General features: G+C 40.7%; 17 protein-coding genes. 4 read left to right on the top strand and 13 right to left on the bottom strand.

All coding sequences use genetic code 11. From position 1 onward, the window contains the following. Window positions 1–52: 52 nt before the first annotated feature. The 10 genes from AN393_RS01120 to hisG all read right to left on the bottom strand — a co-directional run bounded on the left by AN393_RS01120 (window position 53) and on the right by hisG (window position 7,941). Window positions 53–238 carry a DUF1289 domain-containing protein gene (locus AN393_RS01120; RefSeq protein ID WP_024031736.1) on the bottom strand — a complete coding sequence of 62 codons (186 nt, stop codon included), beginning with the start codon at window positions 236–238 and terminating at the stop codon, window positions 53–55. Further along, window positions 239–733 carry a lipoprotein gene (locus tag AN393_RS01115; RefSeq protein WP_055013649.1) on the bottom strand — a complete coding sequence of 165 codons (495 nt, stop codon included), beginning with the start codon at window positions 731–733 and terminating at the stop codon, window positions 239–241. Window positions 734–856: 123 nt separating this feature from the next. Continuing rightward, window positions 857–1,471 (bottom strand): bifunctional phosphoribosyl-AMP cyclohydrolase/phosphoribosyl-ATP diphosphatase HisIE, encoded by a 615-nt coding sequence (gene hisIE, locus AN393_RS01110; RefSeq protein WP_055017097.1) that lies wholly within the window; start codon window positions 1,469–1,471, stop codon window positions 857–859. Continuing rightward, a complete protein-coding gene (gene hisF, locus AN393_RS01105; RefSeq protein WP_055013648.1) occupies window positions 1,462–2,241 on the bottom strand; it encodes an imidazole glycerol phosphate synthase subunit HisF in 780 nt (259 codons plus the stop codon). The genes hisIE and hisF overlap by 10 nt, the downstream gene beginning before the upstream one ends. Beyond that, window positions 2,223–2,957 (bottom strand): 1-(5-phosphoribosyl)-5-[(5-phosphoribosylamino)methylideneamino] imidazole-4-carboxamide isomerase, encoded by a 735-nt coding sequence (locus tag AN393_RS01100; protein ID WP_055017096.1) that lies wholly within the window; start codon window positions 2,955–2,957, stop codon window positions 2,223–2,225. Before AN393_RS01100 ends, hisF begins: the two co-directional genes overlap by 19 nt. Before the next feature lie 33 nt (window positions 2,958–2,990). Next, window positions 2,991–3,581, bottom strand: a complete 591-nt coding sequence (hisH, locus tag AN393_RS01095; protein ID WP_004586382.1) for an imidazole glycerol phosphate synthase subunit HisH — start codon at window positions 3,579–3,581, stop codon at window positions 2,991–2,993. Continuing rightward, the gene (gene hisB / locus AN393_RS01090) at window positions 3,578–4,639 is read right to left on the bottom strand and encodes a bifunctional histidinol-phosphatase/imidazoleglycerol-phosphate dehydratase HisB (RefSeq protein WP_055013646.1); all 1,062 of its coding nucleotides are present in this window, start codon (window positions 4,637–4,639) and stop codon (window positions 3,578–3,580) included. The genes hisH and hisB overlap by 4 nt, the downstream gene beginning before the upstream one ends. Beyond that, window positions 4,636–5,745, bottom strand: coding sequence for a histidinol-phosphate transaminase (hisC, locus tag AN393_RS01085; RefSeq protein ID WP_055017095.1), 1,110 nt, complete (start codon window positions 5,743–5,745; stop codon window positions 4,636–4,638). Before hisC ends, hisB begins: the two co-directional genes overlap by 4 nt. After that, the gene (gene hisD, locus AN393_RS01080) at window positions 5,735–7,036 is read right to left on the bottom strand and encodes a histidinol dehydrogenase (RefSeq protein ID WP_055017094.1); all 1,302 of its coding nucleotides are present in this window, start codon (window positions 7,034–7,036) and stop codon (window positions 5,735–5,737) included. The genes hisC and hisD overlap by 11 nt, the downstream gene beginning before the upstream one ends. 5 nt (window positions 7,037–7,041) lie before the next feature. Beyond that, window positions 7,042–7,941 (bottom strand): ATP phosphoribosyltransferase, encoded by a 900-nt coding sequence (hisG, locus tag AN393_RS01075; RefSeq protein ID WP_055013643.1) that lies wholly within the window; start codon window positions 7,939–7,941, stop codon window positions 7,042–7,044. A gap of 434 nt (window positions 7,942–8,375) precedes the next feature. Between hisG and AN393_RS01070 the strand changes: the two genes are divergently transcribed. Next, the gene (locus tag AN393_RS01070; RefSeq protein WP_055013642.1) at window positions 8,376–8,624 is read left to right on the top strand and encodes a hypothetical protein; all 249 of its coding nucleotides are present in this window, start codon (window positions 8,376–8,378) and stop codon (window positions 8,622–8,624) included. A 79-nt stretch (window positions 8,625–8,703) separates the two neighbouring features. On the opposite strand, the gene AN393_RS01065 is transcribed toward AN393_RS01070, so the two are convergent. Both AN393_RS01065 and AN393_RS01060 read right to left on the bottom strand, forming a co-directional pair. Next, window positions 8,704–10,641, bottom strand: a complete 1,938-nt coding sequence (locus tag AN393_RS01065; RefSeq protein WP_082422649.1) for a cytochrome c/FTR1 family iron permease — start codon at window positions 10,639–10,641, stop codon at window positions 8,704–8,706. 127 nt (window positions 10,642–10,768) lie between these two features. After that, window positions 10,769–12,052: a sodium:proton antiporter gene (locus tag AN393_RS01060; protein ID WP_055013641.1), complete on the bottom strand. Its 1,284-nt coding sequence runs from the start codon at window positions 12,050–12,052 to the stop codon at window positions 10,769–10,771. Between the two features lie 330 nt (window positions 12,053–12,382). On the opposite strand from AN393_RS01060, the gene AN393_RS01055 reads away from it, so the two are divergent. The 3 genes from AN393_RS01055 (at window position 12,383) to AN393_RS01045 (ending at window position 15,411) form a co-directional block, all read left to right on the top strand. Next, the gene (locus AN393_RS01055) at window positions 12,383–14,299 is read left to right on the top strand and encodes an ATP-dependent DNA helicase (protein WP_055017093.1); all 1,917 of its coding nucleotides are present in this window, start codon (window positions 12,383–12,385) and stop codon (window positions 14,297–14,299) included. Window positions 14,300–14,308: 9 nt separating this feature from the next. After that, window positions 14,309–15,013: a tRNA (adenosine(37)-N6)-threonylcarbamoyltransferase complex dimerization subunit type 1 TsaB gene (gene tsaB / locus AN393_RS01050; protein WP_055013639.1), complete on the top strand. Its 705-nt coding sequence runs from the start codon at window positions 14,309–14,311 to the stop codon at window positions 15,011–15,013. Between the two features lie 68 nt (window positions 15,014–15,081). Then, on the top strand, window positions 15,082–15,411 hold the full coding sequence (locus AN393_RS01045) for a hypothetical protein (RefSeq protein WP_055013638.1): 330 nt from the start codon (window positions 15,082–15,084) through the stop codon (window positions 15,409–15,411). A gap of 64 nt (window positions 15,412–15,475) precedes the next feature. Here the strand turns inward: AN393_RS01045 and AN393_RS01040 are convergent, their stop codons facing one another. Beyond that, the gene (locus tag AN393_RS01040) at window positions 15,476–16,765 is read right to left on the bottom strand and encodes an alkaline phosphatase (RefSeq protein ID WP_055013637.1); all 1,290 of its coding nucleotides are present in this window, start codon (window positions 16,763–16,765) and stop codon (window positions 15,476–15,478) included. Between the last annotated feature and the right edge of the window lie 340 nt (window positions 16,766–17,105).

Below are 17,105 nucleotides of genomic sequence, written 5' to 3'. Positions count from 1 at the left end.
CATACTTTTTTTAGTAATACTAAAGGGGGGCTGTTACACGCAAGTGGCAAATTTATGGCTTTTTTAAGTCTGCTCTTGGCTGCGCTAAAATTGCGTTTTTTTCTTCTTGGCTGAGGATGATCCAATCAAATATTTCTTCATTAGTTCGCCCGCAGCCAGTGCAATAACCGCTGCGGCGCTCACATATGCCTAAACAGTCTGTTTTTAACTTAGTGTTTGAGTGTGTGGGTTTTTGCATTTAATTTCCTAGCGGTGGAGCAATTTCAAAACGGGTAATATAGCGCGTTCTGCTTTGAGAGGTAAATAAGGTGATAACTGGATGAGCTTCATTCAAAACAAAGTTACTACTCATTGAAGTTGCTGACTCTTTGGTATTTTCGTACCAGCCTTGTGACGCTAAACATTGACGTATTTTATCCACTGTTTGTATATGTAGATGTGTGGCATGGGCTTGTTTGCTTTCACTCGTGCATTGATAACTAAACTGTTTATTATGTTGAGTAATGGTGCAGGTATTGCCTATAAAATGAGTATTAGCATGCCACTGGTTTATAAAATCATTACCCACTTTATTTGCTTTTACTGCATTAAAGCCATTAGTGTGCGCATTAAGTAATGTGTTTAGTGGACTACATGTGTTTTGTGTTTTTACTAGTTTAGGCGCAGGGGCTTTTTGGCTTACACAGCCTGTTAGTACCAATAAGGATAAGGCTGTGATAATTGATTTATTCATAAGCAACGCTAAAAGAAATAGTTAAGCTGCACCATACGCAACCTATGTAAAAAAATAAATACCATAACGTAAAAAGGCCCATAAAATATGGGCCTGTAAATGCGCTAAAACAAAGCAGGTGTATTATTTATGGCGACCTTGTAGGCATTTTACAACGTCTTCTAGGGCTAAGCCTTGGCGTTGAAGCAATACAGTAAGGTGATAAATTAAATCAGCTGATTCATTAGTTAGCTCATCGTTATCGTGTTTCATTGCAGCAAGCGCTACTTCTACACCTTCTTCGCCCACTTTTTGACAGCTGCGGCTTAAGTCTTTAGCAAACAATGAAGCGGTGTAGCTTTTAGATGGGTCGTCATTTTTACGCTCAACAATCACATCTTCTAATTGCGCTAAAAAGCTCAGGCTAGGTTTAACATCATCGCCAAAGCAGCTTTGTGTGCCTAAGTGACACGTTGGGCCTTCTGGATTAGCCAGAACTAAAATTGAATCGTAGTCACAATCGGTATGAACCGATACCACATTTAAGTAGTTTTCCGATGACTCGCCTTTGGTCCATAAACGCGATTTAGAGCGCGAATAAAATGTCACTTTGTTGCTTTCAAGGGTTACCTTAAGCGCTTCGCTGTTCATAAAGCCTTGCATTAAAATAACACCAGATCGGGCATCTTGAACAATCGCAGGGATCATTTCGCTTTTAGCAAAATCTACTTGAGTTTGGTTCTGTTGTGTTACTTGCATAGCCTTGCTGCCACCTGGTTATCTGTTAAAAATTGTTTTAATTCGCCAATGTTAATCACATTTTTGTGAAAAACGCTCGCTGCCAACGCGCCATCGACTTCACTTTGTTTAAATACATCAACAAAGTCTTGCATGCTGCCTGCACCGCCTGATGCGATAAGTGGGATATTACATAATGCGCGCATTTTACTTAGCTGCTCATTGTCGTAACCGTTACGTACGCCATCTTGATTCATACAGTTTAAAACAATTTCGCCTGCGCCTAAGTCTTGTACGCGTTTAATCCATTCCTCGGTTTTATAACGTGTACGGCTTGATGCATTAGGATCGCCGGTTAATTGATACACTAAGTATTCACCGGTCACTTCATCGTAAAAGCTATCAATTCCTACCACAACACATTGTTTACCAAATTCATCGTGAAGCTCTTTTATAAGCTCAGGGCGTGCAATCGCAGGGCTGTTAATACTTATTTTATCGGCGCCACGCTCTAGTACACGTGCTGCATCGGCGACCGATTTAATACCGCCAGCCACACAAAATGGAATATCAATATGGCGGGCAATGCTCTCTACCCAATTTACATCAAGTAAGCGTTTTTCAACACTTGCGCTTATTTCATAAAAAACCAGTTCATCGGCACCGGCATCGCTGTAGGCTTTTGCCATTGTTAAAATATCACCAACAACTTCATGGCCTTTAAATTTAACGCCTTTTACTACTTGGCCGTCTTTAACATCTAAACACGGGATTATGCGTTTTGATAACATGCCAACGCCTCCTCAACACTAAATGCGTCATCAAGCAGTGACTTACCTAAAATAACGCCGCCTACGCCAAGCTCTTTAAGTTTTTTAATGTCATCAAGTGAACTTACGCCACCTGAAGCTTGCACTTTAATAGTGCTGTTGTGACGAGTTAAATCTTCGTAAAGCTCAAACGATGGACCTGTCATGGTGCCATCCTTACTGATGTCCGTACATAAAAAATCAATAACGCCTAAGCTTACATAAAAATCAACAAGCTCTAGTAAGCCAAACTCAGATTCACTTAACCAACCGTGCGTAGCAGGTGCCCAGCCAGTGGGTGTTTTATTTACATCAAGGGCAATAACAAAGTGCTCTGCACCAAATTGTTCAATCCAGGCTTTTACTTGCTCACGTTTTTCTACCGCCATTGAGCCAATAACAACTTGATTAGCACCGGCTTTTAGCCAATCACTTACATCTTGCTCTGAGCGAATACCGCCGCCCACTTGGTACGGTACATTAAGCGCTTTAGTTGCGGCTTGAATATGTTGCCACTGTTTTTTACTCGGATCGCGTGCGCCTTCTAAGTCTACAAGGTGTAGCTTACCTGCGCCGCTGTCGGCGTATTCTTTTAAACGTGCACCAAGCTCAAAAGGGTAAAACTGAGCGGTGTCGTATTTACCTTGGTATAAACGAACAATTTGATTTTGTAATACGTCTAATGCTGGAATAATCACAAATAATCTCTTTATTGTTGGTCAATGGGCAGTTTATAGCTGCCAATCAACAAAATTTTGTAATAAACGTGTGCCTACTTTTGCACTGCGCTCAGGATGAAATTGCATACCAGCGTAGTTGTCTTTTGCAACTATGGCTGAAAAGGTTTGGCCGTATTCGCCGCTTACAAGTGTTGCATCGTTTACGGTGTGTGCAAAGCTATGTACAAAGTACACTTGCTCGTCTTGTGTTAACCCTTTAGTAAGTGCATGCTCTTTATTTACGCTTAAGTTATTCCAACCCATATGCGGCGACGTTAAGTTGCCTACATCAAGCGCTTTTACTTGCCCTGGTATTTTACCTAGGCACTGTACATTACCTTCTTCGGTGCTTTCGCACAGTAACTGCATACCTAAACAAATACCCATAAGCGGGCGCTGGTATTCATTTATAGCTTGTTGCCAGCCGTTATCTACTAGGCGTTTCATGGCAACCGATGCATGGCCAACACCTGGCAATATAGCGCGCTCAAAACCCGCTAATTGCTCTGGTGAAGTAATTACTGTTGGCGTTTGGCCTAGGCGTTCAAACGCAAAACGTACTGAATTTATATTGGCACAACCTGTATTAATTATGGCAATCATAAACATCCCTTAGAGCTGGCCGTTTGTTGGCTCGTGTCTTGTGCTATTGCCATACGAAGGGCGCGTGAAAACGCTTTAAATAAGCCTTCTACTTGGTGATGACAGTTACCGTCGCTTACCGATAAAATAAGGCTAATAGCGGCATTATCGCTTAAGCTTTTGAAAAAGTGCTCAACCATTTGTACGTCTAAATCGCCTGCTTTTTCGCGGCTAAAGTTAGCGTTTAATACAAACGAAGCGCGACCCGATAAATCAATTTGTGCCTCTGCTTTACATTCATCCATTGGCAGTGCAAAACCATAGCGCGCTATTTGCGATTTAGTGCCAAGCGCTTGTTTAAGTGCAACACCTAGGGCAATACCAATGTCTTCAACAAGGTGGTGCTCGTCTATGTGTAAATCGCCTTTCGCTTTAATGTTTAAACCAATGTTGGCGTGGGTGCGAATTTGATCAAGCATGTGATCAAAAAAGCCAAGGCCTGTATCTATGCTACCGTTTTTAGTTTGATCTAGGTTTATGGCTACATCAATTTGGGTTTCTTTGGTGTTACGCGTAACACGACCTTCGCGATTGGCAGTTGTAAGCTTAGTAACAATGGCTGGCCAGCTCCCATCGTATAAAATGCCTTCACAACATAAATTTTGTGCAAGGCCAATATCTGTTTGGCGATCGCCAATTACATATGAACGTGCTAAATCAACTTTGCCAGAGCGCATAAGCTCAGTTAATAAACCTGTTTTAGGTTTACGGCAATCACAGTTTTGCTCATCAAAGTGTGGACAAATTAATACTTCATCAAAGCTAATACCTTGGCTTTGCATTATGTCCATCATTTTATCTTGTGCTATATCAAAGTCAGCAGTCGGGAAGCTGTCTGTGCCTAAGCCATCTTGATTCGATACCATTACTAAACGGTAACCGGCGGCTTGTAATTGTAATAAAGCTGGGATAACACCAGGTAAAAAGGCAAGCTTTTCAAGGCTGTCTACCTGTTTGTCGGTGACTGGCTCTTCAATAATGGTGCCGTCACGGTCTATAAATAAATAGGGGTTACTCATGATACTTCGTTTCCTGCTAATGGTGCTGCGGCAGTTGGCGTTTTTAAGCCATCTAACCAAATTTTTACTTGTTCGAGCTCTTGTTCACTACCAATTGAAATTCGTAGCCAATCGTCTTCACCGTATAGGGTAAACGCGCGCATTACTAAACCTTGCTCAAGGGCGACTTTAAAGGAGTTTTTGTTGGCTAATTTTAAGGTAACAAAGTTACCTTCACCAGTGAGAATTTTTAATGCTGCAGGGGAGGCGTTTAGCCAATCTACCAGCTTAGCTTTTAAGCTATTTAAAATAGTCACTTGGCGGCGCATTGATGTAATTGCATCAGGTGCAATTGCTTGCGCTGCAATACTTGCCACCACACCCGATACCGGATACGGCGCAATTACTTTGCGAATTGGCGCAAGTACACTTTTTTGTGCAAGTGTAAAACCGGTTCTAAGGCCTGCAAGTGCAAACGCTTTTGATAAGGTGCGCAGTACCACTACATTATTAAATTCATTTATAAGTGCGGTGGCGCTTTGCTCTGGGCAAAACTCAATATAGGCTTCATCAACTATAACTAAGGCCTTACCCGCAAGCGCTGTTGCAATTGCTTTTACTTTATTAAGCGGTGTTAAACTACCCGTTGGGTTATTTGGATTACAAATAAACACCAGTTTTGAGCTGCCAACAGCCTTTGCTATTTCATCAACACTGCCATCAAGTAATAGCGCTTGCGTTAAGCCATTGATTGCAACGTTATGGGTATCAGCCGTTACTTTGTACATACCGTAGGTTGGCAAAAATAGGGCAATGCTGTCTTTTGCTGGTTCACAGTAAGTGCGTACTAAAAGCTCAATGCCTTCATCTGCGCCGCGCGTCATTAATACGTTTTCGCTTTCAAGCTCTGTATACGCAGCGTAACGGTCAATCACCAGTTGCGGTTGTGGATCTGGGTAGCGATTTAAATCTTCAATACTCAGTTCAAGGTTTTTAGCGTACGGGCTTTCGTTGGCATTTAACCACGTTGTTCCTGTTAACTTTTCACTTTTAGCAGAGCTATAGGCAGCAAGTGCTGCAATATTTTGTGGTAATAAGCTTGTCGCTTGTGCGCTCTTATTGCTCATTTTTAATTGCCTCTAAACGAATTGAAACCGCATTTGCGTGTGCATCAAGGCCTTCTGCATCTGCTATTGGTAAAATAGCTTTTGACAGCTGTGTTAAGCCACTTTTAGTTATAGTTTGTACTGTGTAAGTGCGGAAAAAATCAAGCAAGTTTAAGCTTGAATACGTTGCGCTGTAACCGTAGGTCGGTAACACGTGGTTAGTACCCGATGCATAATCACCCGCTGATTCTGGTGTATAGTCGCCTACAAATACTGAGCCTGCATTTTTTACTTTATCTAAATAAGGTGTTGAATCTGCTAATTGCAAAATTAAGTGCTCAGGACCATATTGCGCTGATACCTCAAATGCTTGTTCAACAGAGTCCACTAAAATTAGTGATGAATTAGCCAGTGCTTGCTCGGCAGTCTCTTTTCGGCTTAAGTTTGCAAGTTGGCGTGTAAGCGCCTGCTGCGTTTGTTCGATGATACTTTCGCTGTTGCACAATAAAATAACTTGCGAGTCTGCGCCATGCTCAGCTTGCGAGAGTAGATCGGCCGCTATAAATTCTGGATTTGCACGCTCATCTGCTATTACTAATACTTCTGATGGGCCTGCTGGCATATCGATTGCCATGCCAGGAATAGTTTGCGCAACAAGTTGTTTGGCCATCGTTACAAAGCTGTTACCCGGGCCAAAAATTTTGTTCACTTTAGGCACTGATTCCGTACCGTAGGCCATTGCGGCTATAGCGCCTGCGCCACCACTTTCAATTAAGGTCGTAATGCCACACAGTTTTGCTGCATATAAAATAGCAGGGTTAATGCGTTCATCACATTGCACTGGAGTTGCAAGTACAACGGTTTTAGCACCACTTAATTGTGCTAGTACACCCTGCATAATAACCGATGATGGCAGTGGAGCACTGCCACCTGGTACATAAATACCCACAGCTTCGATGGCCTGATATTTCAGTTCACATTCAACGCCTGGTTGAGTTGATAACTTAATATCTTTAGGCAATTGCGCTTCGTGGAAACGTTTAACGTTTGCATAAGCGTTGTCAATTGCGTATTTAAGCTCTGCGCTTAGTGCTTGCTCTGATGCATTTATTTCATCAAGGGGTACACGTAAACGAGGGTTAGCTCTATTATCAAACTTTTTAGCCATATCAAGTAAGGCTTTATCGCCTTGCTCTTTAACATCGCTCATAATTGTTTGGCATATTGCTTCAACCTTTGCGCTGGCAGAAACCGCAGGGCGCATTAGCGCCGCTGCTTGTACTTGTGAAGATTCCTCATTCCAACGAAGCATGGTACTTACTCCATCATTTTTTCAATTGGCATTACTAAAATAGAGTTAGCGCCTAGGGCTTTAAGCTGCTCCATGGTTTCCCAAAATAATGTTTCGCTGCTTACCATGTGAAGCGCTACATACTCTTCATTACCAGCAAGTGCCAGCAGAGTTGGTTGGCCAGTGCCTGGTAAAAGCTCACATATTTCATCAAGTTTAGCTTTTGGTGCGTGTAGCATAATGTATTTGCTTTCTTTTGCTTGTTTAACACCACGAAGGCGCGGCATAAGCTTATTGATTAGCGCTAGTTTCTCTTCATCTTGAAGGTCTTTATTTTGAATTAAACACGCGTTTGATTCTAAAATTGTATCACCTTGAATTAGGCCGTTAGCTTCAAGCGTTGCGCCGGTAGAAACCAAATCACAAATTGCATCTGAAAGACCTGCACGTGGAGCCACTTCTACAGAACCTGTCAGCATGACAGTGCTTGCGTTGATGCCTTCGCGTTTTAACCACTGCGTTAAAATTTCAGGGTAAGTTGTTGCAATACGCTTGCCTTCAAACCAGCTTTTATCGCGTGGGCCAAGCTCTTGCGGCCATGCAAGTGCAAGGCGACAGTAACCAAAATCTAGTTTAGCTAGTTTGCTAACTTCGCTTGGTACACCTTGGCGCTCACGTTCAGCTTGTACTTCAACTAGTACGTTTTCGCCAACGATACCTAAATCACATACACCGTCCATTACTAAGCCCGGAATATCGTCATCGCGCACACGTAGTACGTCAATTGGCATATTAGTTGAATGTGCAATTAAGCGTTGCTCACGTAGGTTTAATTTAACACCTAGTTGCTTTAGTAAATCTTGACAATCTTTAGACAGGCGACCGCCTTTTTGGATGGCGATACGTAGACGATTTGTGTTATTCATTATTCATTTTCCTTTAATTTAAAAACTAAAAACCCCGAGGGGAACCTCAGGGCGAAAATGAATCAATGTGTTTTGAATCGCCAGAGGTTCCTTTTAGGAATAACCTCTCAGCGAAAGACCTGACAGGTTATTCCGGTGAATGGTGGTGATGATGTACTGTTGTCAGGTTTAAGCGCATTTTTTATCCTATTTTGCTTAGCGCTATTTAGTGAGCGTTAAGCTTTAATCTGTTTCAATAAATTTCGCATTCATAAAAACATAAACCGCCTAACTAAGGCAAGCTTTTTTTTGCCAAATTAAAGCATATCTTATAACTGCCGATAATATTGAAAGCTAAACAGTATTTATAGCTGTTTTAATGCTTAAATTGTAGGCAAATTAACCATTATGAGACAACTTATCTAATTACTAATAAACAGGTTAAGGAGGGGAGTATGGATATAATGATCCCTTTTTTAGGGAAAATTTCACGGTTAGAGCTTGAGCCAAAAAGGGCATTTCATATTGCTGGTGTGCAAAATATGCCGCAAGCGCAAAAAATTAAGCTTGAGAACGAAAAAAAGCAAACGCTCAACAAAAAAAGGTTAGCGCAGGCTCAGGGCAACAAAAGCGCAAACACCGATAATGAAAAAGCGATTACCGTAGATGATGAAGGGAATAAACATTTAGATACGTGGGCATGATCTGAATGAATAATAGTAAAAAGCCACGAATGACTTTTTACTATTATGGGCGTGTTGTTCTTTACGCCTTATCTACTTGTTAGTGCTTTTTTGCTTTAAAAATATAAAAACTAAATATGGCTACAACAGCAATTTGCGCTATAAAGCCTTGCCACGTAGATTTTAAACCAAGTAGTGCAATATCAAAGTTTATCGGCATTGAGCTTATAGCAACTATATCAGCCTCTTGTAATGCAATGACAGCTTTACCCATTAATACAAAGGCAAGTGCAAATAATAAGTACGTTGTATAGGCAAAAAACTTTGCAATAGGTAACTTAATCGAATATTTGACTAACACCCATGCAATAAGTGCTAATAAAGCGACACCCAGTCCAAATCCAGCAGCCACGGATGAATACTGCGTTTGAGAGCTTTGCGTTAATAACGACTGATAAAATAATACCGTTTCGAAAACTTCACGGTATACAGCAATAAAAGAAAGCCCCGCTAATCCCCATAATGTACCCGACTCAAGACGCTCATCAATATTGTCTTTTATGTATTTTTGCCATTGTTGTGCACTGGTTTTACTGTGCATCCATACGCCAACGTATAGCAAAATAATAGCTGCAAATAGGGCGCCTGCACCTTCCATAACTTCGCGGCTTGCACCGCTTATTTGTATTAATGTTTGCGCTGCTGCCCATGTTAAGCCGCCTGCAATGAGTGCCATAACCCAGCCAATATGAACGTATTTAAGCGCATCTTGGCGGTGCGTTTTTATAAGCACAGTCATGAGCGCAATAACAACTAATAATGCTTCTAAGCCTTCGCGTAGCAATATAACTAAACTTGCTGAGAGGAGTGCACCATCAGTTAACTTGGTTTCGTTTAACAAGCTATCTGCTTTAGCAAGTTGAGTTAGCGCTGCACTTACTTTTTCGTCAACGATGGCAGCATCTTTCTCATTTTTGAAGGTTTGGCGCAGGTTCATCAGTTGTATTTCGATGTTTTTACGCAAAGTTTCGTCGTAAGCATTTAAGTTATTTTCAACAAGCTCAAAGCCATCTAGGTAGGCGCTAATTGCTAAATCACTCGCCTGAGAGTAATTGCCTTTAGCATGCGCTGTCTGTGCTGCGAGTAATTGTGTACGGGTTATAGTTATCGGGTTCTTTTTAGTGGTAAATAATTGCGCTGGATTAGCGCGTAACCATTTTACATAATGCGCCTGTAAATCACTTTGACCAGCAGAAAGCTGCGCTGGGTTTAGGTTTACAATTTGCGAAGCGGTAACATTTTCGAAAGGCCCTTCGGGCTTTTGTATATCTTTAAATGCCAAGCTCCCTACATAAAAGGCGAGTGACCAACGCTGCTGCTCATTTAACTGTGTAAAAGCAACCATGGGTGTATCGTTAATACCATTTGTAACAGCATCATATAAGCCCATTAGCGACCGGTTAGTTGCGCGCTCTTTGTCAGTAAAATTGGTTGGCTCTGGTGTTAGGTTTTTAGCAAGCGGGCCATTACCTTGTCCACTTAAGCCATGGCACATAGAACAATTAGCAGCAAAGAGTGCTTTTGTTTGTTCAATTGGTAAAAGTGTTGTGGGTAAAGATAACTGAGGCATAAAAGTAAGTAGTGATTCGCGAAGCGCAGAACTTGCCTTTCGTACCTCTACTACACTCGCTTTATTAAAAATTGCTGTATGCAGCGCTTGTGCATTTGCTTTGACGGTATCAAATTTATTTGTTTGATTTGAAAGCTGGCTTGCTTGCTCAAGAATAACATATGAAAACTCGCTCATTTCTTCATATTCATCAGCATCGAGTATTTCACCATTGCCTACAGCGGCAACGTAATCTACCCCAACATATTCGGCGAGTTGAGCAATTTGTTTAATTTTCGTTTGTTCAAGAGGGGGTGATGCGAGTGTTGAAAAGCAAAAAAAACTAAGTAATAACACAGGAAAGAGAAGAAACTTATGAGGCTTAACGCCATAAAATAATGGAAAAATACTTTTAAACTTACTGGACATAATTAGCCCTATAAAAATTTTAAAAAATCAAAACTATTTTTATTACGCTTATATAAAACTGTATTAAAAATAGTACCCTAAAAATAACTAACCCACAGTTAATACACTGTGGGTTAAATATAGAAAGTTAGTGAGTGTGTTTGGTAGATTTTATACTGCTTTGAATAAGTGGCGAGATAGTTAAACCCTGCACAATAATGGAAAATATAACCACAACATACGTTACAATAACGATTAAATCGTGCAGATCGCTGCCAGATATAAACACTTCATCACGTGGGATAGCAGCTGCCATAGCCAATGCTAACCCCCCGCGTAAACCACCCCAGGTCAAAATTTTAACACTGTGCTTATCGTAATTTCTAAAGCGCTTAAATATCACAAACGGCGCGCCTACACTAATAAAGCGCGCTAATAAAATAGCGGGCACCATAACTAGTCCAAGGCCAATTTCACCCATTGTTACTGGCATTGTGACAATCAACATACCAATAATTAAAAACAATAGCGCATTCAAAAAGCTATCTGTAGCGTGCCAAAAGTCTTTTATATAGCGCGTATTTTCGGGGCCAGTGCGCTCAGTTGCTTTTGCTCGGGTAATATTTCCTAAAATAATACCACTTGTCACCATAGCTAAGGCACCAGATATTTCCCATAGATTGGCAGCAGCAAAGCCAGCGGTTGGAATAGTTAAGGTAATTAATAAACGTATGTTTACGTCTTTACAGTTAATTATTAAAAAGTGTCCCACTAAAGCCATTGCTAAACCAAATACGATTCCGCCTATAGCATCAACAAAAAATAGCTTTGCAATGTCAGCTGGGTTAGCATCTGTGCCAAAAAATGCTACAGAAAATAAAGTAGTAAAAATGACCAAGCCAATACCATCGTTAAATAAAGACTCACCTTCTACTTGGACCGAAATACCTTCAGGGGCGCGTAATTGTTTGATAATTGCCAGTACCGCAATAGGATCGGTTGGGCTTATTAACGCACCAAAAAGTAAACAATATATAAAAGGGACGGGCCAGCCCAGCGCGGCAAAAATATAAAAACTTAAATAGCCAATTAAAAAAGTAGACACCACGGTTGAGAATAAAACTAACGCGGTTATTTCCCATCGTTGCTTGCGCAGTGCCAGCAGGTTAATTTCTAACGCACCTGCAAATAACAAAAATCCAAGCATGCCTTTTAAAAGCAATTCATTAAAATTAATACTGGCGACAATTTGCGTCATTTCTAATGCGGTAGTATCGCCAAGTAATTTCACAGAAAAAATTAATAGCAATGATATAGCTACAGAGCCTGTGGTTATAGCAATGGTGGTTTGCATTTTAAGAACATATTGGTTTGCATAAGCAATAAAAATAGCAATAGCAGAGAGAAAACAAATGAGATACCAAGCATTCATTGGCTAACCTTAAATTTATTTTAAAGAACAAAAAACAGCGAGTTTAACGGGGCGTATATTACTCCTGTGATGTGGATGTGTCACAGTATTTATGGGGCTTTTAGTACTTAATTTATGTGTTTAAGAGACAGTTAGTTAATGCAAATTTACTGGTGTTATTGCTTGTAATAAAGAGATTAATACAAGGTGACTGAACAATCTTTATTTTTAATTTTTAATTTTTAAATTTATTCAATTTTAGCCTTACCCTAAATATGCGTGCCCTTTAACTCCAATAGGCTTGCCCTTAAAGTCATGCTTACGTAAAATCGCGCTATTATTTTTTATAAAGTGACTGGTATTATCAAACAGCTGTTTAGTGCAACCGGGCCGTTAGCGTTATCTTTAGAGGGATACACGCCTCGCCAACCTCAAATTGATATGGCCGTTGCCGTTAACGATGCATTAAAAAGTTGCACGCAGTTAGTGGTTGAGGCGGGAACGGGTACAGGTAAAACGTTTGCTTATTTAGCGCCTGCACTTAAATCTAAGGGCAAAACGATTATCTCAACAGGCTCTAAGGCCTTGCAAGAGCAGTTATATCACCGCGATTTACCGCAACTAGTAAAAGCACTTAACGCATCTAAAAAAACCGCCCTGTTAAAAGGGCGCGCAAATTACTTATGTACTTATAGGCTTAACCAACATGTGGCCCATGTACCTACTGACGATCCTGATGTTATGCATCAGCTTGCAATGGTTGCTAAATTTGCAAGTGAGACACACTCGGGTGATTTAGCTGATTGTATTGGTATTGAAGAAGATGCCAAAGTACTGCCCTACGTTAATTCGACAGCTGATAACTGTTTAGGTAAAGAGTGCCCTGACTTTCAATCGTGTTACATACGTAAAGCACGCCTAAATGCAGCTGAAGCGGATGTAGTTGTTATAAATCATCATTTGTTTTTTGCTGATATGGCGGTAAAAGACTCTGGTTTTGCTGAGCTGATGCCCACAGCCGACGCCTATATTTTTGATGAGGCACACCAGCTTAGTGAAATTGCTAGCGACTATTTTGGGGAAAGCATTAGTACTAAAAAGCTGGTGGATTTAATTAACGATTTGCGTGCAATATACCGGGCTGAAATTCCCGATATGCTGCAACTAGGAAAAAGCCTAAATAAGCTTGAAACCAGTGTGGCTGATTTACGTTTACAGTTTGGTGTAGATGGTAGCCGAGGAGATTGGCGTGAAAAACTCAGCGACAAACTGATTTGTGCGGCGCTGCACCGAGTAATTAGCGATTTAGACTTTGTTTATCAAGTATTAAAACTCTGCCTAGAGCGAAGCGATAAAATAGAGCACCCGTTTGAACGTACATTAGCGTTTAAAGGTCAGTTGGAGCGTGTTTTTGATACCGCTCAAACCGGATTTAGTTATTGGTACGAAACCACGAGGCGTTATTTAACGGTTAATATTACGCCGCTTAATGTCTCTGCTAAATTTGCTCAAATGATGAAAGACACTGGCGCCGGGTTTGTTTTTACCTCAGCCACGCTATCGGTTGATAATAAGCTCGATCACTTTAACGCCAGCTTAGGTATTACCCCTGCAAAGAGTATGATGGTTGACAGCCCCTTTGATTACCCTAATCAGGCGCTTTTATGCTTACCCCGATATTTGCCAGAATCGCACGCAGAGAACATGCCTCATGCAATTATAAAATTAACTCTAGAGTTAATAAAATCGGCAAAAGGGCGCTGTTTTGTGCTGTTTACAAGTTATCGGATGATGCATTTGGTGGCTGAGGGATTAACCACACAAATGGACTACCCAGTTTATATGCAAGGGCAAATGTCTAAGCGTATAATACTCGAAAAATTTACGCGCCATGGTAATGCTGTATTATTAGGCACAGCCTCTTTTTGGGAAGGCGTTGATGTACGTGGTAGCACGCTAAGCTGTGTTATTATTGACAAGTTACCTTTTGCAGCACCGGATGACCCATTACTGCAAGCCAAAATGCAAGATTGCCAAATGCAAGGTAAAGACCCCTTTGCGCATATACAGTTGCCGCAAGCAGTTATTGCGCTTAAACAGGGTGTAGGGCGTTTGATACGAGATAATAAAGACAAAGGCGTGCTGGTTATTTGCGACAATCGTTTAGTAACACGCCAATATGGCCAAGTATTTTTAAAAAGCTTACCGCCGATGCGTCGCACGCGAAGCTTAGAAGATGCAAACACATTTTTAAAACACATTAACTAGAGTACTAAAATGATTAAAAGTAATATTCTTGCCCTAGACGCCTCTACAGAAGCGTTATCTATAGTTTTACACTTCGAGGGCCAAACATTTCATCATTTTGAAGAATGCCCGCAGCAACATAGTCAAAAAATACTCCCTTTAGTTGATGAGCTTCTTAATAAAGCACAGTGTAAATTAAAAGACTTAGACGTTATTGGTTTTGGCCAAGGGCCAGGGAGTTTTACCGGAGTACGCATTAGTGTTGCTATTGCACAAGGGTTAGCTTATTCGGCCAACTTACCATTAGTGGGTGTATCTACCTTGGCCATTATGGCCCAACAAGCGTACGAACAAGTGCAGGCATCAGTAGTGTACTCTGCAATAGATGCACGCATGGGGGAAATTTATTTTGCGCAATACCAAGTAAATAACGCCCATATGCAATTGGTCAATGAAGAGTGCGTTATAAAACCTGAACTATTAAGCGAAGAACACATAAGTTGTGAAGAGCAACACGCGATTGCTGTAGGCACGGGTTTTAAAAGTTACCCTGATGCACTTAAAAACACGAGCAATATAACCATAAATACAGATATTACATTGCCAGATGCTCGCTATATGCTTAACCATGTAGACACGGCCTTTTTAGCCGGAGACGTTGTAAAAGCAAGTGATGCACAACCTAAATATGTGCGCGATACAGTAACATGGAAAAAACTACCGGGTCGTGAATAAGCTCAAAAGTTGCATATTGAATGTTTTTAAATCATAATTTTTAAACTGTTTATTGTTGGAAGTTATTTATGACTTTGCCAATTGGTGCTGGTTTTTTTACGGGTGATATCCCTGCAAAGGTTACTTCTACAAAAATTATACCCTCTAAACCACAAGGTTTAGCGGACGATAGCGCCAGTAATAAAACAAATACGGACTATGTAAAAAGTAGTAAAGCGGGTGTAGAGCTTGCTAATCAATACTTTAGTCAAAATACTACTAATGCAAAGTACAGCCAAACTATTTATGACCAGCCAAGCCCAACAGTGAGCAAAGCGATTTCTACGTATACTGAATTTGCAAACTTAGAGCGCAGAGCAGAAGTACAAGATTTAATTGGCGTTGATATTTACGCTTAGCCCAATAATAGTAAAAAATAAAAAGCCCGAACACAGGTTCGGGCTTTTTTATGTTTGCTGATGGCTACTGTTTAATAAAGCCAATTAGTTTATCAGCAATATCGGTATTATTTTGAGCACCACTAAAGTGCTCACTGCCTTTACCGTAAGCAAATACTTGTACATCTACAGCGGTGTGCCCGCCTGTTGTCCAGCCAGTAAAGCTGGCGTCGCTAATAATACTTTTAATGGCTAAATTAAGCGCTGTTTCGCCCATTTTTTTCGCTTGTTCAAGTTTTACCTTGTTAGCCGGTGTGTATTCAATATTTGTGTTGGCGCGCCAAATAGGCTCAAGGTTATCGGCAGCGAGTAATTGCTTGGTCAGCTCGCTAGCAGTTGCTTTTACCCCTTTAATAACGTCTGTATCCCACTTATATTGTCCGTGCGCACCGAGGGTTAAACCACCAGTTGAATGATCAGCTGTAACAACCAATAAAGTATCAGGGTTTTTATCAATATAAGCTTTTGCTTTTTCAATCGACTGTGCAAAGTCATCCATTTCTGCCATCGCACAGGCTACATCGTTTGCATGGCCGCACCAGTCTATTTGACTGCCTTCAATCATGACAAAAAAGCCGTCTTTATTTTGTCCATCGAGTAAATCAAATGCTTTAGCTGTGAGCTGTGTTAAGTGATTTGAGTTAGCATCAAGCGCATAAGGCAAACCAATTGGGGCGTACAAGCCAAGTGCAGGTATTTGCGTAATTTGGCCAAGATTTTTTATATCGTCGTTGTATTGATAGCCCGCAGCTTTAAATTCATCTACTAGGTTACGATCTTCTCTAATAAAGTACTTCGTACCGCCACCTAACATTAAATCAACAGGCAGTTTTCCGGCAATTTTGTTATCTATATACTCATTTGCAATCGCATCGTAATTACGACGTGATTCATTATGAGTAGCAAAACTGGCAGGCGTGGCATGATTAATTTGCGAAGTAGCCACTAACGCTGTTGTCATACCGCGCTCTTTTGCTATTTCTAACATGGTTTTTACAGGCTTTTTGTCAGTGTCGACAGCAATAGCGCCATTATAACTTTTATGGCCACTGCTCAGAGCCGTTGCACCTGCAGCACTGTCGGTAACATATGTATGATCGTCAGGGTAAGTACGCGCCATGCCTGTTAAAATAGTATCAAATACGGTCGTTTCAATCTGCTTGGTGGTTGGATCATCTTTAAAATAACGATAAGCGGTTGTATAGGCAGGACCCATTCCGTCACCAATCATATAAATTACATTTTTAGGTGCATCGCTTGCATAAACACTGCTAGATGCACATAAAAGCGCTAATAAGCTAAGTTGGTTTTTCATTTTTATCCCTATGAATGTGCTTTTAAAACAGCACCACAATTGTATATGGTTAGGGCGTGTTGAATTTGCAGCAAAATCACTAAACATGCGCTGCATAAACGATTTTATCAAAGGCGACTAAGGTTTATCGCTAGGTATTTTAGTCAGGTTGGTAATTAAACTCTCAGCGTGAATAAACTGACCCAAGGTTAAACAAGTTCAACCCGTAAAATTCAACATGCGCTTGTATAATAATGAATTGAAGTAAGAATAAAAAGCGCAGTGTACAATTCGAGCTGATTAACTGTCATTAAATTAATACAGCCATTTTTTTTATGTATGTTAATTATAAAGAAGCGAA

The organism is Pseudoalteromonas sp. P1-25 (assembly GCF_001401805.1).
Classification (GTDB): Bacteria; Pseudomonadota; Gammaproteobacteria; order Enterobacterales; family Alteromonadaceae; genus Pseudoalteromonas.
The sequence above is the reverse complement of the archived record's forward strand: the minus strand, read 5'-3'. Positions and strand labels throughout refer to the sequence as shown.